Origin of the sequence: Kribbella sp. NPDC000426, from assembly GCF_040300265.1 — a bacterium.
Classification (GTDB): domain Bacteria; phylum Actinomycetota; class Actinomycetes; order Propionibacteriales; family Kribbellaceae; genus Kribbella.
In genome coordinates, this window is record NZ_JBEPDK010000005.1 from 767,480 (window position 1) to 788,105 (window position 20,626).

General features: G+C 68.3%; 18 protein-coding genes. 7 read left to right on the forward strand and 11 right to left on the reverse strand.

From position 1 onward, the window contains the following. Window positions 1-7: 7 nt before the first annotated feature. Entirely contained in the window at window positions 8-748 is a 741-nt protein-coding gene (locus tag ABT313_RS27965; protein WP_350859966.1) for a D-Ala-D-Ala carboxypeptidase family metallohydrolase, read from the reverse strand. Between the two features lie 147 nt (window positions 749-895). Here ABT313_RS27965 and ABT313_RS27970 point away from each other — a divergent pair, with 147 nt between their 5' ends. Both ABT313_RS27970 and ABT313_RS27975 read left to right on the forward strand, forming a co-directional pair. Continuing rightward, complete coding sequence (locus ABT313_RS27970; RefSeq protein ID WP_350859967.1) at window positions 896-1,447, forward strand: SigE family RNA polymerase sigma factor; 552 nt, start codon at window positions 896-898, stop codon at window positions 1,445-1,447. After that, a complete protein-coding gene (locus tag ABT313_RS27975) occupies window positions 1,444-2,877 on the forward strand; it encodes a hypothetical protein (RefSeq protein ID WP_350859969.1) in 1,434 nt (477 codons plus the stop codon). Before ABT313_RS27970 ends, ABT313_RS27975 begins: the two co-directional genes overlap by 4 nt. On the opposite strand, the gene ABT313_RS27980 is transcribed toward ABT313_RS27975, so the two are convergent. After that, window positions 2,874-3,626, reverse strand: coding sequence for a sugar phosphate isomerase/epimerase family protein (locus ABT313_RS27980; protein WP_350859971.1), 753 nt, complete (start codon window positions 3,624-3,626; stop codon window positions 2,874-2,876). The genes ABT313_RS27975 and ABT313_RS27980 overlap by 4 nt on opposite strands. 130 nt (window positions 3,627-3,756) lie before the next feature. Here ABT313_RS27980 and rarD point away from each other — a divergent pair, with 130 nt between their 5' ends. The 5 genes from rarD to qcrB all read left to right on the forward strand — a co-directional run bounded on the left by rarD (window position 3,757) and on the right by qcrB (window position 8,733). Further along, window positions 3,757-4,674 carry an EamA family transporter RarD gene (rarD, locus tag ABT313_RS27985; protein WP_350859973.1) on the forward strand — a complete coding sequence of 306 codons (918 nt, stop codon included), beginning with the start codon at window positions 3,757-3,759 and terminating at the stop codon, window positions 4,672-4,674. A 55-nt stretch (window positions 4,675-4,729) separates the two neighbouring features. Further along, window positions 4,730-5,212 (forward strand): RrF2 family transcriptional regulator, encoded by a 483-nt coding sequence (locus ABT313_RS27990; protein ID WP_350859975.1) that lies wholly within the window; start codon window positions 4,730-4,732, stop codon window positions 5,210-5,212. A gap of 54 nt (window positions 5,213-5,266) precedes the next feature. After that, window positions 5,267-5,728, forward strand: coding sequence for a cupin domain-containing protein (locus tag ABT313_RS27995; protein ID WP_350859977.1), 462 nt, complete (start codon window positions 5,267-5,269; stop codon window positions 5,726-5,728). A 20-nt stretch (window positions 5,729-5,748) separates the two neighbouring features. Then, window positions 5,749-7,263, forward strand: a complete 1,515-nt coding sequence (locus ABT313_RS28000) for a phospholipase D family protein (protein ID WP_350859979.1) — start codon at window positions 5,749-5,751, stop codon at window positions 7,261-7,263. Window positions 7,264-7,341: 78 nt separating this feature from the next. After that, complete coding sequence (gene qcrB / locus ABT313_RS28005) at window positions 7,342-8,733, forward strand: cytochrome bc1 complex cytochrome b subunit (protein ID WP_350859981.1); 1,392 nt, start codon at window positions 7,342-7,344, stop codon at window positions 8,731-8,733. On the opposite strand, the gene ABT313_RS28010 is transcribed toward qcrB, so the two are convergent. From ABT313_RS28010 to nuoK, 9 genes are all read right to left on the reverse strand, one after another. Beyond that, on the reverse strand, window positions 8,692-9,804 hold the full coding sequence (locus tag ABT313_RS28010) for an XdhC family protein (RefSeq protein WP_350859983.1): 1,113 nt from the start codon (window positions 9,802-9,804) through the stop codon (window positions 8,692-8,694). The two genes, qcrB and ABT313_RS28010, sit on opposite strands and share 42 nt — an antisense overlap. Further along, the gene (locus tag ABT313_RS28015; protein ID WP_350859984.1) at window positions 9,797-10,279 is read right to left on the reverse strand and encodes a (2Fe-2S)-binding protein; all 483 of its coding nucleotides are present in this window, start codon (window positions 10,277-10,279) and stop codon (window positions 9,797-9,799) included. The genes ABT313_RS28010 and ABT313_RS28015 overlap by 8 nt, the downstream gene beginning before the upstream one ends. A gap of 7 nt (window positions 10,280-10,286) precedes the next feature. Next, window positions 10,287-12,632 carry a molybdopterin cofactor-binding domain-containing protein gene (locus ABT313_RS28020; RefSeq protein WP_350859985.1) on the reverse strand — a complete coding sequence of 782 codons (2,346 nt, stop codon included), beginning with the start codon at window positions 12,630-12,632 and terminating at the stop codon, window positions 10,287-10,289. Window positions 12,633-12,758: 126 nt separating this feature from the next. After that, window positions 12,759-13,982, reverse strand: coding sequence for a PucR family transcriptional regulator (locus ABT313_RS28025; protein WP_350859987.1), 1,224 nt, complete (start codon window positions 13,980-13,982; stop codon window positions 12,759-12,761). Between the two features lie 297 nt (window positions 13,983-14,279). Continuing rightward, a complete protein-coding gene (locus ABT313_RS28030; RefSeq protein ID WP_350859989.1) occupies window positions 14,280-15,314 on the reverse strand; it encodes a polyprenyl synthetase family protein in 1,035 nt (344 codons plus the stop codon). Then, window positions 15,311-16,891, reverse strand: coding sequence for an NADH-quinone oxidoreductase subunit NuoN (gene nuoN / locus ABT313_RS28035; protein WP_350860215.1), 1,581 nt, complete (start codon window positions 16,889-16,891; stop codon window positions 15,311-15,313). The genes ABT313_RS28030 and nuoN overlap by 4 nt, the downstream gene beginning before the upstream one ends. 5 nt (window positions 16,892-16,896) lie before the next feature. Then, entirely contained in the window at window positions 16,897-18,420 is a 1,524-nt protein-coding gene (locus tag ABT313_RS28040) for an NADH-quinone oxidoreductase subunit M (RefSeq protein WP_350859991.1), read from the reverse strand. After that, complete coding sequence (nuoL, locus tag ABT313_RS28045; protein WP_350859992.1) at window positions 18,417-20,285, reverse strand: NADH-quinone oxidoreductase subunit L; 1,869 nt, start codon at window positions 20,283-20,285, stop codon at window positions 18,417-18,419. Before nuoL ends, ABT313_RS28040 begins: the two co-directional genes overlap by 4 nt. Window positions 20,286-20,296: 11 nt before the next feature. Further along, window positions 20,297-20,596, reverse strand: coding sequence for an NADH-quinone oxidoreductase subunit NuoK (nuoK, locus tag ABT313_RS28050; RefSeq protein WP_130441814.1), 300 nt, complete (start codon window positions 20,594-20,596; stop codon window positions 20,297-20,299). Window positions 20,597-20,626: the final 30 nt, after the last annotated feature.

Here is a 20,626-nt window from a genome sequence, read left to right on the forward strand (position 1 = left end):
GAGCGCGCTAGATACCGCAGTTGGGTGCACTCCACGAGTTCGTGGTCCGGATGTCCACATGGGTGTGGTCGTTGTGGTCGGGGTAGCCGGGCCCGAAGATGCCGCCGAACCCGTGGTTGCGGGCCTCCTTCGCCATCGTGCAGAAAGAATGGACGCCGGTGAGGTCGGCCGAGCGCCCGTACAGGTGCTGGCTGTTGCTCGCGCCGCCTACCGAGTTGTTGCACGGGATGCTGCGGAAGCCGCTCGAGATGTTCAGCGGCTGGTCGCCGAGCGCGTGCCGCAGCGCCTCGAGCTGCCACATCGTCTGCAGCGCGTTGGCCTTGGTCGCCGCCTCCGACAGCGGACCACCGTCGTACCCGGATCCGCCGCAGCCGTCGTCCAGCTCCGCATACGTGAAGTGGATCGGTGTGCAGTCGTCGTCCTGCAGCGCATAGATCTTGCTGTACGTCGCCGGCCCGGCAACGCCGTCGGCACCCAGCCCGTACGCCGATTGGAACCGCTGGACGGCCGCCTTCGTGGCCGGCCCGAAATCACCGTCGGTCGCGAGATGACCGCCGTACCCGGGGTAGCCGGCGACCCGGATCTGCAACTGCCGCACATCCTCGCCGTTCATCCCCTGGCTGAGCGTGCGGCCCCAGGTGTAGCAACCGTCGGCGTGCGCGACGGTCGTGGCGACGACCTGCGAGGCGGTGAGGGTTGCCGCAAAGAGCATCAGTACGGCGAGCAGTCGTGGGAACGTAATGGACATCGGACACCTCCGGGGCGGTGAAGGAACCTGTCACGCCCAGCATTCCGGCAAGATCCGGCGGTTGACCAGCCCTCGGCGAAACTTTCTGACAACCAAATTGCGGGTGGCGAGGCAACCATTCGGGCGGGCCGGCCGGTCCGTCAGGATGTGAGCATCGACGACGGTGTGGTGACGACGGGGGTGACGCGGGTGCCGGCCGACGACAGCACCGCGAGCTTCGACGCCTTCGTGGCGGCGCGCTCGCAGAGCCTGTTGCGGACCGCCTACCTGCTGACCCGTGACCACGCACTGGCCGAGGACCTGGTCCAGACGGCGCTGGCCAAGGCCTGGTTCCACTGGGCCCGGATCCGCGCCGACAACCCGGAGCCGTACGTCCGCCGGATCCTCGTCACGACGTACTCGTCCTGGTGGCGCCGCCGCTGGAACGGCGAGATCCCGACCGAGGAGCTACCCGAATCCCCTGCTCCGCTCGGCGAGGACCAACTCGATCTCTGGGACGCGATCGGCCGCCTCCCGCGCCGCCAGCGCGCCGTCGTGGTTCTGCGCTTCTACGAGGACCTCAGCGAAGCCGAGACCGCCCGCATGATGGGCAGCACGGTCGGCACCGTCAAGAGCCAGACCGCCAAAGCCCTCGCCAAACTCCGCGTCGACCCCGCGCTGACCGCCGGTACGACGGCAGACCTGGAGACCCCGCGATGAACCTCCAAGACCTGCGCGACGAGCTCGCCACCCGCGCCGCCACCGCCGACGACCACCCGGCCGACCTGCTCCCCGGCGTCAGGACCAAGATCCGCGGCACCCGGCGCCGCCGTACGTACACCGCGCTCGGGGTCGTCGCCGTCATCGCCGCGATCGGCGCCGGCCTCGTGCCCAGCCTGCGGTCGACGCGGCCCGACCCGGCCGACGACACCCCGCGCGACTACACCCGGAACGGTCTGACGGTCCCCGGCACGGTCGGCAGCGACAAGTTGCTCAAGGCATGGATCGGCGACCGCGGCCAGGACGAGCTGTCGTTCGCCTGGACCCCGCAGACGACCTCGGTCACGCTCCGCGCCGACTGCAGCGCCGACGGCGGCATGTTCGGCGTTCGCTTCACGATCAACGGCTGGTACGTCGGCGACGCCGGCTGCGACAGCGGGCCGGACACGTGGACCATGGGCAGCAGCGCCGAGATCCGGGCAGACGACGCCCTCTGGCTGACCTCCCCCGTCGGCAAGCCGGTACAGGTCACGGCCCAGGTGATCGACGTGCAGACCCGCAAGCCCGGAGCGAAGAACGCCCAGCTCGCAGTGGGCATCTACGCCACCGGGCCGAAGTCGACCGACGGTCCCCCGACCCGGGCGGTACCGGCCGATCCGAACGCCTACAGCAAGGACGGCGTGGTCTATCGGTCGACGATCGGCGGCGACACCCTCGCCGGAGCGAAGGTGGCCGACCCGGGACGGACCGAGGTGCGGTTCAGCTTCACCGCGACCGGCAACCGCCTGGTATTGCACGACTTCTGTACGGCGAACGCGGGCTACGACTCCACGGACCGCCCGTACTCGGTCTCGATCCGGGTCGGGCCCGGGGCGCCGTACAGCTCCACCTGCGACGCGAGCTCGACCGATGCCGGGACCGGCAGCAGCATGACGATCGCTTCACCGGTGCCGGCCGGTGAGCGCGTCGACGTGGTCGCGCAGATCGTCCCGTCGCACCGGAACGGTCCGGCAGCGCCGCCGGATGCCCGGTTGGGTCTGGGCGTCTACTTCGAGGGCAACCAGCACGTGGTCGACGGTGTCTTCCTCCCCGAGCGGATCGAGAGCGGCGGGTACGACTACAAGCTCGCCGACGTCCGCACCGCCCCGGGGCCGAGTAAGACGCTGTCGATGGTGACGCCCGCGAACACGCCGTACGTGATCGCGTACGGCAGCTCGCCGCTCGGCGTCTCCGAGCATGTCGAGGGCACGCTTCGGGTCGGCAAGTCGGAGAGCGGGATCGGGGTCGCGGCGGGCTCGGGCGGGTCACTCGGGATCGCGCGCGATCCGCGCCCGGCCGGCCCCGCGGAGACGGCCGGCGTGACCGTGGCCGTCACCGGCGGCGTACCGACGAAGGGCAAGCTGATCCTGGCGATCTACCTGCCCGTCTAGACCCAGCTGTGCAGGTCGGCGGCGTCCTTGGAGAACTGTTCGGTGGAGTCGTCGGCGACGAACTCGAGCAGGGCGTTGATCTCGCGGGGCTCGGCGGCGAGACGGTCGAGGACCGGGCGCCACAGGGACTCACGGGCCGCGAGCGGCAGGCGGTTGTTGGACGGCCACCACGAGAACACGTGGACCGTGCTCAGCCACGGCATCAGCGCCTCCAACTGCTGGAGGCACTGCGCGTCGTCCAGGTCGACCGGCGGCTGCCAGTAGGTCTTGAGGTTCGGGGCGCCGACGTCGAGCAGCAGCGTGATCGTCGAGTCGACCTCGTCGGTGAGCGTGTTGCGGTGGAACTCCATCGCGATCTCGATGCCCGCACCGGCGGCCATGTCGGCGAGCTCGCCCAGTCCGCGGGTCACGGCCATCCGGTCGCCGACGCCCGCTTCCGCCGTACCGACGTTGCCGGCCCAGACCCGGATCCGGGGCGCGCCGAGCGCCTCGGCGGTGGCGACCGCGGAACGCATCTCCTCGCGGTCCACGTTGCCGGCCCGCAGATAGGAGCCGTACGCCGCGACCTGCAGGCCGTGGACCTCGGTCAGGTTCCGCACCCGCTTGGCGTTGACGAGGTTGCCCAGCGGGACATGCACGTCACCGCCCCACTCGATCGCCGCGAGCCCGGACTTCGCCGCCACCTCCACCACCTGGTCGACCGGCAACTGCCGAAACGTCACCGAGACCAGACCGGTCCTCACACCCACGCGCGCCTCCTGGTGTTCACCCCTCCATCCAACCCCATCACACCAACGGACTCACGTCCCGCGTCACCCGCGTCTCACGTCATGAGCAAAGCAGTTGGATGCGACTGTCGGGCAGGCTTACGCTGACGCCGTGCCGGAACAGCGAAGAGGATTCACCTACGGGTTCACCGCCTACCTGATCTGGGGTCTCTTCCCGCTGTACTGGAAGCTTCTGGACCACTCCGGCGCGGTCGAGCTGCTCGCCCACCGGATCCTCTGGTCGCTGATCACGATCGCGATCCTGGTCGCCGTACTGCGGAAGTTCGGCCGGGTGAAGGCACTCCTGGCGGAACCGCGCCGGCGCTGGCCGTTGATCGCGGCGGCCTTCCTGATCTCGGTGAACTGGGGCACCTACATCTGGGCCGTCGGCCACGGGCACGTCGTGGAGACCTCGCTCGGGTACTTCATCACGCCGCTGTTCACGGTCCTGCTCGGCGTCTTCGTCCTGAAGGAACGGTTGCGGCCGATGCAGTGGACCGCGCTCGGGATCGCCTTCGTGGCCGTCCTCGGGCTTGCGATCGAGAACGGGAAGCCGCCGTGGGTGGCGATCATCCTGACGCTCTCGTTCGGCTGCTACGGCTTGGCGAAGAAGCAGGCCGGCGCCGGCGCGATCGAGGGCATGGCCGTCGAGTCCGGCACGGTCGCCCCACTGGCGCTCGCGGCGATCGTCGTACTCGGGCTGCAGGGCCACGCGACGGTGACGCACCACGGTACGGCGTACCTCGTCCTCGTTCTGCTGACCGGCCCGATCACCGCCGTACCCCTGCTGCTCTTCGGCGCGGCGGCCACCCGGATCTCGATGACGACGCTCGGCCTGCTGAACTACATCGCGCCGATCATGCAGTTCATCTGCGGCCTGCTGATCTTCCACGAACAGATGACACCGATGCGCTGGGCCGGCTTCGGCCTGGTCTGGGTCGCACTGGCCCTGTTCACGTTCGACAGCATGCACTCCCGCCGCCGCACCCTCGCCCTCGAACGCGCCGCGGTCACCGCTTCGGCAGTCTGATGCACGCCCTCGAACAGCTTGACGACGCCTATTCAGGACATCTAATATCCAGGTTATGAAGATGAACGAAGGCGTCGAGTGGGCGATGCACAGCTGCGTGAATCTCAGCTGGGCGTCGGGCGAGGCGGTCACCGCCAAGCGGCTCGCGGCCTTCTACAACCTGCCCACGGCGTACCTGAACAAGCAGCTCCAGGCGCTCACCCGGGCCGGCATCCTCACCTCGGTCTCCGGGCCGAAGGGCGGCTTCCAACTGGCCCGCGACCCACGCGACATCAGCCTGCTCGACATCGTCGTCGCGATCGACGGGCCGGACGACGCCTTCCGCTGCATGCAGATCCTCAAAGAGGGCCCCGGCGCCGACGCGCGGGCCGACTACACCAAGGTCTGCGTGATCTCGCAGGCAATGCGCGGCGCCGAGCTGACCTATCGCCGCGAACTGGCAAGCAGGTCGATCGCCGACATCGCCGAAGAGGTCGTCCGCCAGAACCCAACCGCCCCCGCCAACACCCGCAACCGCTTCACCAACCTCAAGTCCTGAACCCAGACTCTAATTCTGGACATTTAACATCTCGAATACCGAGGAGAAACCGTTATGACTGTTCTGATTCGTGCGAGCGAAGCCGAGGTCCTGTCCGCGAGTGGTGTCACGTTGCTGGCTGATGTGACTGAGACGGATGGTCACCTGACCAGCCATCGGTCGATCTTCCAGCCCGGCAAGGAGGGTGCTCCCCCGCACTTGCATCGCGAGGCCGCCGAGTTGTTCTTCGTGCTGAAGGGCTCGCTCCGGGTGCTGACCGGCGAGGACCTGATCACGCTCGGCCGGGGCGACTTCCTGCTCGTCCCACCGAACACGCCCCACGCCTTCGAGGCAGCCGGCGACGAGCCGGCCGAGGTCCTCTTCGTCCTCACCCAGGCAAAGCCCCGCTTCGGCTACTACCGCCTGCTCGAGGGCGCCTACCGCGGCGACACCGACTGGGCCGAGGTCGCGAAGACCAGCGACCTCTACGACAACCACTATGTCGAGAGCCCGGCCTGGCAGGCGCGTCAGTCCTGAGCTGATGGGCACAGGGAGCCATGACGCACGACTGGTTCCTGACGGCGGCTGAGCGGGGGAACCCTGGGACGGACATCGATTCCGATGGTGCCTGGTCCGAGGGGAATCTCGTGCGGCCGCTGGTGCATGGTGCGACGTACTTCAAACAGTTGTACGACGAGCTGTGCGCCCTGCAGCCGGGTGATCGGGTCTACTTCACCGACTGGCGTGGGGATCCGGACGAGGCGATGTACGACGACGGTCCGACGATCGGCAAGGTTCTCTGCGATCTTGTCCGCTCGGGAGTGGAGGTCCGGGCGCTGCTGTGGCGCTCGCACTCCGACCGTCTCAGCTTCAACGCCCAGGAGAACCAGCACCTCGGCACCGAACTCAACGCGGCCGGCGGTGAGGTGCTGCTCGATCAGCGGGTACGCCGGCTCGCCTCGCACCACCAGAAGCTGTTCGTCATCCGCCACCGTGACGACCCGGCCGCCGACCTCGCCTTCGTCGGTGGGATCGACCTGTGCCACGGGCGCCGCGACGACGAGCGTCATCTGGGCGACCCGCAGACGGCGCCGATGGATCCGCGCTACGGATCCCGGGCGCCGTGGCACGACGTGATGCTCGAATTCCGCGGGCCCGTCGTCGGCGACCTGCTGCGGACCTTCGTCGAGCGGTGGGACGATCCGCACCCGCTCGACCGGCGTACGCCGTACCGGATGATGGTCCAGCGGCTGGCCCGGATGCCGCGGCACCCGGGCGATCTGCCGGAGTCGTTCCCGGATCCGCCGCCGGCCGGGAAGGACGCCGTCCAGGTACTGCGGACGTACGCGCACAAGCATCCCGGGTTCCCGTTCGCGCCGCGTGGCGAGCACAGCATCGCGCGGGCCTACCTGAAGGCCTTCGGACGGGCGAAATCCCTTATTTACCTGGAAGACCAGTACCTCTGGTCCGCGCCGGTGGCCGACGGACTCCGGGAGGCGCTCGAACGATCCCCCGACCTGAGGATCATCGCGGTCGTACCGCGCTACCCGGACCAGGACGGCCGATTGAGCGGGCCGCCCGCACGGCATGCCCAACTGGAGGCGCTCCGCCGGCTGGACTCCGACCGGGTCGCCGTCTACGACCTGGAGAACGAGAACGGCGTACCAATCTATGTCCACGCGAAGGTCTGCATCGTCGACGACACCTGGATGACCTGCGGATCGGACAACTTCAACCGCCGGTCGTGGACCAACGACAGCGAACTGACCTGCGCGATCGACTCACCTGACCTCGCCCGGTCGGTGCGCGCGCAACTCTGGTCCGAGCACCTCGGCGAACCCGTCCCCGACCTGGACCCGATCACCGGCTTCGACCACTGGCAGACAACAGCCGCAGCTCTGGACCAGTGGTACGCCGACGACCGCCGCGGGCCACGACCTGCCGGACGGATCCGCCCTCATCGCCCGCAGCCCCTCGGCCGGTTCGAGTCGCTGTGGGCCGGTTGGCTCGCCGATCACCTCTACGACCCCGACGGCCGCCCTCGCGCGGCCCGTCGCCGGAACACCTTCTAGCCAGGTGTGAGGTCTGACACCACTCGTCACAATCTCGGTCTCTGCGGGGTCGTATATATGACCGAGGAGGGCCGAATCGTGCCGGGTCCCTTAAGCACTGCGCGCAATCTGCGAGCGAGAGTTTTCCCTGATCACTGGTCGCTGCTCTTCGGCCAGATCGCCTTCTACAGCTTCGTTCTGGTCACGCTCAGCGGCCTCGTGCTGATGGTGCCGTACCAGCCGTCGGTCGAACACGTTGTGTACGACGGCCCGTACGCACCGCTGCACGGCATACAGATGTCGCAGGCGCTGGACTCGACGATGACGATCAGCTTCGAGATGCGCGGCGGCCTGCTGATCCGGCAGCTGCACCACTGGGGCGCGCTGATCATGGTGGCGGCGATCCTGCTGCACCTGCTCCGGCTGTTCTTCACCGCTGGTTTCCGCCGGCCGCGGCGGCTCAACTGGGTGGTCGTCTTCGGGCTGCTGATCATCACGCTGGGTGCCTGCCTCACCGGTACGTCGCTCCCGGACGACATGGCCTCCGGCACGAGTCTCGCCGTACTCGACGGTGTGTTGCAGGCGACCCCGTTCGTGGGCACGCAACTGTCGGCGCTGCTGTTCGGAGGGGATTTCCCTGGTGACGTGATCGCGCGGTTCTACCCGCTGCACATCATCGTCCTGCCCGCATTGCTTGTCGTGCTGTTCATCGTCAGCGGCTTCCTTGCGTTGAAGAACAGGCCTGCGCAGTTCGCCGGCCCCGGGCGGACCGAGGACAACGTGGTCGGCAGTCCAGCGGCTGTCGCGGTGGTCAAGGGCGCCGGACTGTTCTGCCTCGTGGCCGCAGTACTGACGTTGATGGCCTCGCTGCTCACCATCAACCCGGTGTGGCTGTTCGGCCCGGCCGATCCGGCGGATACCTCGGCCGGAGTCGGCCCGGCGTGGTACCTCGCCTTCCTGGACGGCGCCCTGCGGCTGGCGCCCGGGTGGGAGGTCGTCTGGTGGGGCAGGACCATCAGCTTCGCCATCCTGCTGCCGGTCGCGGTCTGCACGCTGTTCCTCGCGATCGTCGGGATCTACCCCTTCATCGAAGAGCGAGTGACCCGCGACCGGCGCGAGCACAACCTCCTCGAACGCCCACGCAGCAACCCGATCCGCACCGGCATCGGCGTCGCCGGAGTCGTCTTCTACGGCACGCTCTGGGCCGCGGCCGGCGCCGACACGATGGCCGTCCAGTTCCACCTCTCGGTGAACGCCCTGATCCACATGTTCCAGGTGCTACTGGTCCTGGGTCCACCGATCGCCTTCAGCATCACCCGTCGTCTCTGCCTGGGCCTGCAGCTGCACGATGCCGAGGTCGCGGCGAACGGTATCGAGACCGGCCATATCCTCCGCCTTCCCAGCGGCGGGTACGTCGAGCCGCACGGCCCGGCCAAACCTCAGCTCACGTCAGCGGAGGACAGCCGCGTGGATGCGACCGGTGGTCGTTGACAGCGGCCGGGCACTCGCCGCGCTACGCGTCGCGATGATCTCGGCCGCGATCGAGATCGCGGTCTCCTCCGGAGTTCGCGCGCCGAGATCGAGCCCGGTCGGCGACAGCAGCCGGGCCAACTCCCCCTCGGTCATCCCCGCAGCTCGCAACCGGGACAGTCGATCCTCGTGGGTACGCCGCGAGCCCATCGCACCGATGTAGCCGGCCTCCGTCCGCAACGCCAACTCCAGCAGCGGTACGTCGAACTTCGGGTCATGGGTCAGCACACAGATCGCGGTCCGGCTGTCGATCGCGTCGAGCTGACCGGCGAGGAACCGGTGCGGCCAATCGACCACGACCTCGTCCGCCTCGGGGAACCGCAACCGCGTCGTGAACACGCCGCGGGCATCGCAGACCGTGACGTGATACCCGAGGAACTTGCCGACCCGGGCGACCGCGGCCGCGAAGTCGATCGCACCGAACACGAACATCCGCGGCGGTGGCGCGAGCGCCTGCACGAACACCGCGACGTCCGTACGCCGGCATTCGCCATGAGCGCCGTACTCCCGGATGGCGGTGGTGCCGGCGTCGAGCATGGCGACCGCGTCCTCGATCACGGCGGCGTCCAGGCCGGGATCGCCAAGGCTGCCGCTGACCGCGTCCGCCTCGACGACGATGCGCCGACCCAGGCCTGCGCCCGGTGTGACGACGGTCGCGACCGCTACCGGTCGCCCCGAGCCGACCGCGGCGGACACCGCCCCGAAGTCTGCGAACGACTCCGCGTCGACGGGCTCGACCAGCACCTCGACCACGCCGCCACACGTCAGACCGATGGCGAAGACGTCGTCGTCGGACACGCCGTACCGCCGTACCTCGGGCCGGCCCGTCCGGATGACTTCCTGCGCCACCGCGTAGACGTCCGACTCGACACAGCCGCCGGAGACGCTTCCGACCGCCACGCCGGCGCCGGACACGGCCATTGCCGCGCCCGGCTGGCGGGGCGCCGACCGGAACGTGTCGATCACCGTCGCGATCGCGAACCTGTCACCCTCGGCGTACCACCGGCGGACGTGGGGCAGGACGTCACGCACCCATGTCCTCCGCGCCGGCCTTGACCGCTTCGCGAATCCGCGAGTACGTGCCGCAGCGGCAGATGTTGCGCAGCTCGTCGAGGTCCGCGTCGGTGATGTCGCGGCCCTCCTTCCGGGCCTGCTTGACCTTCGCGACCGCGGCCATGATCTGGCCGGGCTGGCAGTACCCGCACTGTGCCACGTCGTACGTCAGCCAGGCCTCCTGCATCGGGTGCAGGTCCTTGCCGACGGTGGCCGGCAGCCCTTCGATCGTGGTGACCTCGTCGGTCGGCTCGATGTCCTTCACCTGGACCGAGCACGGGTTGAACGCCTTGCCGTTGATGTGCGAGGTGCACGACTTGCAGACCTCGAGCGCGCAGCCGTACTTCGGGCCGGTGACGCCGAGCAGGTCCCGCAGGACCCACAGCAGCCGGACGTTGTCCTCGGCCTCGACGCTGATCTGCTTGCCGTTGAGCTTGAACGTGTGCGTTGGCATGGATTCCTCAGAACGTGTGGTCGAGGCCGTCGGTCGGCGACTGCGGAGTGGACGGCTGCACCGGCAACGGCTCGAAGCCGAGCGTGCCGTGGTTGATCGGGAAGTACGTCGGCATCGTGCCGGTCGCCCGCGCATAGGCGCATGCGACCGCCGCGAACGCCGGAGCGACCGCGAGCTCGCCGGCACCGCTCGGGCTCTCGCTCGTGTTCGGCATGATCACCACCTCGACGTCCAGCGGTGAGTTCCACTCGCGGGTGTAGAAGTAGTTGTCCCAGCTGCCCTCGAGCGGGATGCCGTTCTTGATGTGCAGGCTCGACGTCAGCGCCAGCGCGATCGCGTCCTGCAGCCCGCCGATCATCTGGGCCTCCAGGCCCCGCGGGTTGATGCAGAACCCCGGATCGACGACGATCACCGCCTTGGTCACCCGCGGACCGGTCACGCCTTCGCCTTCGACCGGCCGGTTGACCGTCTCCGGCCGGCAGTCGATCTCGACCAGCGTCGCGACCGCGGCCCGGTACTCCGAGTGCACGCCGACGCCCTGCGCCGTACCCTTCGGCATCGCCTTGCCCCACTTGCCGACCTCGGCCGCCTTGTTCAGCACGGCCAGCAGGCGCTTGTCCTTGAGGAAGTTCCGCCGGAACCGGACCGGGTCCTGACCCATCTTCGCGGCGAGCCGATCGACCACCAGTTCCTCGGCGCAGACCACGTTCGGCGAGTAGATGTTGCGCATGCTGCCGGTGTTGAACTTCAGCGGGACCTCGTTGAGCAGCTGTGTCGTCACGCCGAAGTTGTACGGCGACGACTGGGTCAGCTCGAAGATCGTCTCGGCGAACGACAGGTTGCCGCCGACCGGCAGATCCGCGGCGTACGCGGTGATCATCTCGCCGAGGCCGTGGCCGAAGTCGGTCTGCACACTCGTGTGCCGCTGCTCGTAGGTGAGCACGTTGCCGGCCAGGTAGTTCACCCGGACCCGTGAGGTGCTCATCGGGTGCGTGCGTCCCTGGCGGAAGTTGTCCGTCCGCGACCAGGACAGCTTGACCGCCTTGCCCATCTTCTGCGAGATCTCCGCCGCCTCGGCCGCGACGTCGTGGAACAGGTGCCGGCCGAACGACCCGCCGCCCTGGATCACGTGCACTTTCACGGCGTCGATCGGCAGACCGAGCTGTTTGGCAATGTCCTCCTGGGCCACGATCGGCACCTTGAGGCTGGACCAGATCTCGGCGCTGTCCGCCCGGACGTCCGCGATCGCGCAGTCCGGTTCGAGCGGGCTGTTGCTGGCGAACGCGAAGACGAACTCGGCATCGATCGTCTGCGACAGCACCGGCGGCACGGCCATCGGCAACTGGGCCGCGCGCAGCTTCGCCAGCACGGTCGCGTCGGACTCGTTGTCCACGGTGCCCGGTCCCCAGGTTGCGTCGACCTTCTGGATCGCGTCGATGCACTGGCCGAACGTGTCGCCCCGGATCGCCACACCGTGGGTGATCCCAACGACATCGGTGATGCCGGGCATCGCGCGCAGCGCGGCCAGGTTGTTGACCGACTTCAAGGTCCCGTTGATCGTCGGCGGCCGGGCCACCATCGTCGGCTTCGCGCCGGGAACCTGCATATCCATCGCGAACTGCTTGCGACCGGTGACGATGTCGTGGCCGTCGACCCGGTTGCGCGGCTTGCCGAGCACACTGAACTCCGACGGCGACTTCAGCTCGGCGGACACCGTGATCGTCTTCACGGCCGCGGCGGCCTCGGCCAGCGATCCGTACGTCGCCGTCAGGCCTCCCGGACCCGTGAGCACACCGGCCCGGGTCGTCACCTTGCCGGCAGCGACGCCCCAGTGCGCCGCGGCCGTGTCCACCAGGCGTTGCCGAGCGATCGCGGCGGCGGTTCGGACCGGGAGGTACATGCTGCGCATCGAGTTCGACCCGCCGGTGAGCTGGTTCATCAGCAGCTCCGGCCGCGCGTCCGCCAGGCCGATCTCGACCTTGTCCATCGGCAGATCCAGCTCTTCGGCGACCATCATCGCGAACGCGGTGGTGATGCCCTGGCCGACCTCGGCCCGCGGTACGGCGAAGTACGCCGTACCGTCGGTCTTCAGCTCGACCGTGATCAGCCCGGAGGTCGGCGCGGCCGCGAGGTTCTGCAGGTCGCCGAGGTCGAAGATGTCCACCGGCTGCGGCAGCGACGGTACGGCGGCGTCGGCCGCGCGCGGGTCGGCGTCGTTGACCAGCCAGCTCACGCCGACCGCGAGGGTCGGCGCGGCGATCAGGTACCCGAGGACGCGACGGCGGCCCAGCAGCCCGCGTCCGCCGGTCGGCTGATCGGTTGGTTGGTCCAACGAACGACGATGTTCGGCCATGGGGGGTCCTCTACGCTCGAGCAATGCTGGGAACGCAGTCTGGCACCGCCGATCAGCCGGCGGCATGGCCGCGATGCCCATGTTTTACACGGTTTCACTGTGCACAACGCACAGGCCGCGGTTCGGTCACGGGGAGGGCGGAAACAGCCTGAACGCACGCAGCGCGAGGCCGAGCTCCAACTGGAAGCCGTCGTCGGTGAGGTTACGCCCGGTGATCTGATGGATCCGGTGCAGGCGGTTGATCACCGTGTTCCGGTGACAATGCGCAAGCTCGGCGGTACGACGTACCGAGCCGGCCGCCGTCACCCAGTTGTCCAGCGTGCGGAGCAGGAGCTCACGTTCGGCCGCCGGCACCGTCATCAGCGGCACCAGCCAGGTCTGGACCAGTTGCTCCGCCAACTCCGGTGCGCTCAGCAACAATGCCTCGGGGAGCCGCTCCACCAGGGCGGCGACGTCGATCTGACCGGCGGGCAGGGTCCGGCGGGCCATCATCGCCTGGCGATAGGCGACGTCCACCTCGGCCAGTCCGGAGACGACGCCGGACAGGCCCGCGGGGGCATCCACGACCTCGCGCAGGATGCCGAGCACCTTGTCCGACGACTCTGTGCCCAGGGCAAGCAGGCCGACGACCGCTTGCGGCCGCACCTGCCAGGCCGAACAGACGCGGATCCCGGCGAGGCGGCGTGCGAACGAGGTCGTCGTACAGTCGTCGTCGACGAGGTTGTCGATCGCAACGACCAGGTACGGACCGTTCACCGGAAGGTCCAGGACGGTGGCCGCCTCCTGGACGAAGGCGCGATTGGCCCGGCCCTCCAGCAGGCCCTCCCAGAGCGTCGACCGGCGTTGCTCGTCTGCGCGGACCAGATAGCGCTCGGCGGCGTGGTACGCGGCCGCCACCTGCGACGACGTACGGTCCACGACCTCCCATACCTTGCCTGCGACGTCCAGCAGGACCTCGGACTCTGCCATCCCCTGGGCGCGCGCCTCGTCGATCAAGGCCTCCCAGACCAGCCGGCCACCGAGCCGGAACGACTTGAGTACGTCGTCCAGCGGCATCCGCTGCTCGGCCCGCCGGCGCCCGGTTGCGAGCGCGGCGTCGAAGTAGTGCACGCCCGGGTTGTCGCCCGCGGCAATCATCTGCACGACCCGGGCAACGTTGTCATGACACGAACGCCACAGATCCTGCCGCGGCACCGACCCCATCTCGCGGTACGCCGGATTCTGCTCGTGGATGGTCTCCACCAGCGCATCGGTCAACGCCGGCAGATGAAGCAGCACACTCTCGGCGAGCGCCTCGACAGTCAGCGTCGCCACCGGCAGCACGACATCCCGACCCGCAGCCCTACTCATAGTCGGCACAGCATCGCACAGAGTCGCCACCCCGACCACCCCTCACCCCACCCGACGGAGAGAAGAGAAAGGAAGAAAGAAGAAGAGATTCAGAGTGGTAGCTGCCCTCGGCGGTCAGCCGGAGGTTCAGCTGTCCGACGCGCACACCCGCCGGCCGCGTCATCCACAACCTCGCCGAGTCGTGGCGAATGGTTTGGACCCCGTACGCCGAGTCGTGGATTACGGCAGATTTTCTGGACCAATCTCCACGACTCGACGAACGGCCCTGGAGCCGGTTGCCGGCACGAGCCCGGGGGTTCAGACGGAGCGGGTGGCTACCAGGTCGCAGAGGGTGTCGAGGGCTTGGCGGCCGGGGCCTTCGGGGAGGGTGGTGAGGAGTTTGCGGGCGTCGGCGGCGCGGCGGCGTACGTCGTCCTCGGCCTGCTGGAAGGACGGGTGGGAGCGGAGCAGGTCCAGCGTCTCGGACAGCCGCGCGTCGTCGGACAGGTCTGAGTCGAGGAGGTCCAGCAGACGGGCGTCCGTGGGATCCGTGGGATCCGCCTGGGCCCGGAAGATCAGCACCGGGAGCGTCGGCACACCTTCGCGCAGGTCCGTGCCGGGCGTCTTGCCGGACTGGTCGGACTCCGAGGCGATGTCGAGCAGGTCGTCGGCGAGCTGGAAGGCGACGCCGATCTCCTCGCCGAATGCGCGCAACGACTCCTGCACCTCCTCCGAGGCACCGGCGTACCGGGCACCGAAGAGGACGGACGTCGCGATCAGCGAACCGGTCTTGTCGGCGACCACCGACAGGTAGTGCTTCAACGGGTCCTGGCCTTCGCCGACACCCATTGTCTCGCGGATCTGGCCCTCGACCAGCCGGCCGAAGGTCCGCGCCTGGATCCGGACCGCTTCCGGCCCGAGGTCCGCGACCAGGTCCGACGCGCGGGCGAACAGCCAGTCGCCGGACAGGATCGCGACCGAGTTGTCCCAGCGCGCGTTCGCGGTGGACGAGCCGCGGCGCAGCGCCGCCTCGTCCATCACATCGTCGTGGTGCAGCGTCGCGACGTGCGTGAGCTCGACGACGACCGCCGCCTTCACCACCTCGTCGGCGCCGATCTCAGCGCCGGCCCCAGCGCCGAACTCGGCCCCGAGCAGCACCAGTAGCGGACGGAACCGCTTGCCGCCGGCAACCATCACGTGCTGGGCGGCAGCGGTGACGAACGGCGCCTCGGACTGGGTCGCGTCGAGCAGGGCCTGCTCGACCCGCTCCAGCCCGGCACGAACCCGGGACTCGAGCGCCGCATCGGCGAACTCGAATCCCAGGCTCTCGGCCGGCAGCGGGGTCGGACTCAACGGATGAACTCACCAGCTCGGGCCGCCAGGTCGAGCACCGGTCCGGGAACCAGACCGAGCACCACCGTGGCGGCGAGACCCAGTGCGACCGCCGACGTGGTCTGCCAGCCGGGCAGCGCCACGTCCGGCGCGTCGGCCGGTAGGTCGGAGAAGAACATCAGCACGATCACGCGGACGTAGAAGAACGCGGCGACCAGGCTCGACAGTACGGCGACGACGACCAGCGGCCAGGCGCCGCCCGACCACGCCGCGCTGAAGACCGCCCACTTGCCGGTGAAGCCCGCGGTCAGCGGGATGCCGGCGAAGGACAGCAGGAAGAACGCGAAGATCCCGGCCAGCAGCGGCGACTTCTTGCCCAGACCCGCCCAGCGGGACAGGTGCGTCGCCTCGCCGCCCGCGTCGCGGACCAGCGTCACGACCGCGAACGCGCCGATCGTCGGGAAGCCGTACGAGACCAGGTAGAACAGCACTGCCTGGGTCGAGGTGACCGCGTTGTGGTTGCCGCTGCTCACCTGCGACAGGCCGACGAACGCGGTCAGCAGGAAGCCCGCGTGCGCGATCGACGAGTACGCGAGCATCCGCTTCACGTCGGTCTGGGTGATCGCGACGATCGAACCGACCACCATGGTGAGGATCGCGACGATCCACATCATCGGCGCCCAGTCCCAGCGCGTACCGCCGAGGGCGACGTAGAACACCCGCATCAGCCCGACGAACGCGGCAATCTTGGTGCAGGCCGCCATGAAGCCGGTGACCGGCGTCGGGGCGCCCTGGTACACGTCCGGCGTCCAGGAGTGGAACGGTACGGCGCCGACCTTGAACAGCAGGCCGACACCCACCAGGCCGGTCCCGGCCAGCAGGATCGTGTCGCCGCCGGTCTGGGTGGACAGCGCGTCCGAGATCCCGCCGAGCGACATCGTGCCGGCGTACCCGTAGAGCAGCGCGATCCCGAACAGCAGGAACGCCGACGAGAACGCACCGAGCAGGAAGTACTTCATCGCGGCTTCCTGCGAGATCAGCCGGCGACGACGCGCCAGGCCGCAGAGCAGGTACAGCGGCAGCGAGAAGACCTCGAGCGCGACGAACAGCACCAGCAGGTCGTTCGACGAGGCGAACAGCATCATGCCGCCGACCGCGAACAGGGTCAGCGGGAAGATCTCGGTGTGCTCGATCCGAGCCGCCGTACCCTCCCGCTCGGCCTCGGAGCCCGGTACGGCGGCCGCCTGGCCGGCGAACGCGGACAGGCCGCCGTCGATCGAGCGCTCGGCGAACAGCAGCACGCTGATCAGCGTCAGCGCCAGCAGGATCAGCCAGGTGAACAGCGCAGGGCCGTCCACCGAGATCGCACCCTGCGCGGCGATCAGCTCCTTCTTGTCGTTCATCAGCAGGCCGGTCAGGACCCCGGACACGACCACGGCGACCACCGTGATCGCCAGCTGCACCAGGTGCCGCAAGGGCCGCGGCAGGAACGCCTCGACCAGGACGCCGACGCACGCCGCACCGAAGACGACGAGCAGCGGCATCAGCTCGTTGTACTCGATCTTCGGCGCCGTGAAGTCCGCCAGCGGCAGCAACATCGCGCTCACTTCTGTCCCTCCGTCACGGGGATCTGCGGTGCCTTGTCGGTCACGCCTACCCGCTGCATGGTCGATTCGACCGCGGGCTTGATGATGTCGACCACCGGCTTCGGGAAGATGCCCAGGCCGATGATCAGGATCACGAGCGGTGCGATCGCGAGCAGCTCACGCGGGTTCAGGTCTTTCAGTTTCTCGATCCCGTCGCGGACCGGACCGGTCATCGTGCGTTGGTACATCAGCAGGATGTACAGCGCCGCCAGCACGATACCGACGACGGCGATCACCGCGATCACCTTGTGCCGGCTGAACGTCCCGGCCAGCACCATGAACTCGGAGATGAACGGCGACAGGCCGGGCAGCGCCAGGCTGGACAGGCCGGCGAAGAGGAACGTACCGGCGAGCACCGGCGCCACCTTCTCGACCCCGCCGTAGTCGGCGATCCGCGCGGACCCGCGCCGGGAGATCAGGTACCCGGCGACCAGGAACAGCGCCGCGGTGGAGAGACCGTGGTTGAACATGTACAGAGTCGACCCGGTCAGGCCCTGCGACGTCAGCGCGAAGATACCCATCACGATGAAGCCGAAGTGCGAGATCGAGGTGTACGCGATCAGCCGCTTGATGTCGGTCTGCCCGATCGCCAGCAGCGCGCCGTACAGCACCGAGATCAGCGCCAGCACCAGGACCACCGGGGTGGCCCACTCCGACGCGTTCGGGAACAGGCCCAGGCAGAACCGGATCATCCCGAAGGTGCCGATCTTGTCCAGGATGCCGACCAGCAGCACCGACGTACCCGGGGTCGCCTCACCGGCCGCGTCCGGCAGCCAGGTGTGGAACGGCACCATCGGCGCCTTCACCGCGAACGCGAACATGAAGCCGAGGAACAGCCAGCGCTCGGTGTTCTGGCTCATGTCCAGCTTCATCATGTCGCTCAGCAGGTACGACGGGGTGCCCTGCTTGGCCGAGACGACGTACAGGCCGACGACCGAGGCCAGCATCAGCAGACCGCCGAGCAGCGAGTACAGCAGGAACTTCACCGCGGCGTACGAACGCTGCGGGCCGCCGAAGCCGCCGATCAGGAAGTACATCGGGATCAGCGTGGCCTCGAACAGCACGTAGAAGAGGAACACGTCGGTGGCGGCGAACACGCCGATCGACAGCGCCTCCAGGCCGAGGATCCAGGCGAAGAAGGACTTCTCCGACCAGCGGCCGTTCTGCGCGTCGTTCCAGGAGGCGATGATCACGACCGGCGACAGCAGCGCGGTCAGCACGATCAGCACCACACTGACACCGTCGAGGCCGAGCGCGTAGTGCGCGCCGAAGACCTTGATCCAGGTGTGCGTCTCGGCGTAGTCCTCGGCGCCGTTGCGCTGGTAGCCGATCGCGACGATCGCGGTCAGCACCAGCGTGACGAGCGAGAACCCGAGCGCGACCTGCTTGGCCAGCAGGCCTTTCGCCTTGGGCACCAGCATCGTCGCGACGGCCCCGACGAACGGCAGGAGCAGTAACAGGGTCAGCCAACCGATGTTCACGACAACCTCACCGCGAGGAGGGCGACGACCACGAATGCGGCGCCGAAGACCATGCTGAGTGCGTACGAACGGACGAAGCCCGTCTGGACCCGGCGGAGCCGGCCGGACAGTCCGCCGAAGAGCGCGGCCAGGCCGTTGACCAAGCCGTCGACGACCCGGTTGTCGAACCAGACCAGTGTCCGGGTCAGGTACTGGCCCGGGCGCATGAACAGAGCCTCGTTCAGCGCGTCGCCGTACAGGTCACGCCGCGCGAACGTGGTGATCGGCGATCCGGCCGGCGCCTCGCGCGGGATGTCCCGGCGGTACATCAGCACCGAGATCGCGATGCCGACGGCAACCACCGCAAGCGTGATGATCGTCGACACAGTAGCGCTGAACGGAGCGTGCTCCTCCTCGTTGCCGACGATCGGGTCGAGCCAGCCGACGATCCAATGACCGACGAAGTACAGCGCGCCGCCGCCGAGGGAGAGCGCGGCCAGGATGATCAGCGGCCACGTCATCAGCTTGGGCGACTCGTGCGGGTGCACGTCCTCGGCCCAGCGCTTCTTGCCGAAGAACGTCATCATCATCACCCGCGTCATGTAGAACGCGGTGATACCCGCTGCGAGCAGCGCGCAGAGACCGACCACCAGATTGTGGGCGAAAGCCGCCTCGATGATCTTGTCCTTGCTGAAGAACCCAGCGGCGCCCGGAAAGCCGATGATCGCGAGGTAACCGCACGCGAACGTGATGAAGGTGATCTTCATGGGGATCCGCAGGGCGCCGTAGTGGCGCATGTTCACGTCGTCGTTCATGCCGTGCATCACCGAACCGGCGCCGAGGAACATGTTGGCCTTGAAGAAGCCGTGCGCGATCAGGTGGAAGATCGCGAACACGTACCCGGCCGGGCCGAGGCCCGCGGCCAGCATCATGTAGCCGATCTGGCTCATCGTCGAACCGGCCAGCGCCTTCTTGATGTCGTCCTTGGCGCAACCGATGATCGCACCGGCGACCGCCGTGACCGTGCCGACGATCACGACCGCGGTGGACGCGGCGTCGGACTGCTCGAAGATCGCGTGCGAGCGGACCACCAGGTAGACGCCCGCGGTGACCATGGTCGCCGCGTGGATCAGGGCCGACACCGGGGTCGGGCCCTCCATCGCGTCCAGCAGCCAGGACTGCAGCGGCACCTGCGCAGACTTACCGCAGGCGGCCAGCAGCAGCATCAGGCCGAGCAGCGTGGCCCAGGTGTTCGACAGGTGCTCGGCGCCGGCGTTCACGGTGGCGAAGGCCGACGAGCCGAACAGCGCCCACATGCTCATCACCGCGAGCGACAGGCCGATGTCACCGACCCGGTTCACCACGAACGCCTTCTTCGCGGCGACCGCTGCCGACGTCTTGTACTGCCAGAAGCCGATCAGCAGGTACGACGCCAGACCGACGCCCTCCCAGCCGACGAAGACCAGCAGGTAGTCGGCGGCCAGCACCAGCAGCAGCATCGCGGCGATGAACAGGTTCAGGTACCCGAAGAACCGCCGCCGGCGCTCGTCGTGCGCCATGTAGCCGATCGAGTAGATGTGGATCAGCGAACCCACACCGGTGATCAGCAGCACGAACAGGATCGACAGCGGGTCGATCAGCAGCGTGAAGTTGACCGTGATGTGGCCGACCGAGAACCACTCGAACAGCTTGACCGTTTCGGACCGCTCACCGTCGGGCTTGCCGCTCATCTGGACGAACAGCACGACGCCGAAGGCGAAGGAGATCAACGGCGCCAGCGTGCCCAGCAGGTGACCCCATGCGTTGGTGGCCTTGCCACCGAGCAGCAGGATCGCCGCGGACAGCGCCGGTACCGCGACCAGCAGCCACGTCAGCTCATGACTCATCGGTGCTTACCTCAGTACTTGAGCAGGTTGGCGTCGTCGACCGAGGCCGAGCGACGGGTGCGGAAGATGGCCATGATGATCGCCAGCCCGATCACGACCTCGGCCGCGGCCACCACCATCACGAAGAAGGCGGCGATCTGGCCGTCGAGGTTGCCGTGCTGGCGGGCGAAGCTGACGAACGCGAGGTTGGTCGCGTTCAGCATCAGTTCGACGCACATGAACACGACGATCGCGTTCCGGCGTACCAGCACGCCGAGCGCGCCGATACTGAAAAGGATCGCCGCGAGCACGATGTACGGCTCGGTGCTCATGCGCGTCCTCGCTTCGCTCCGGGCGCGCAT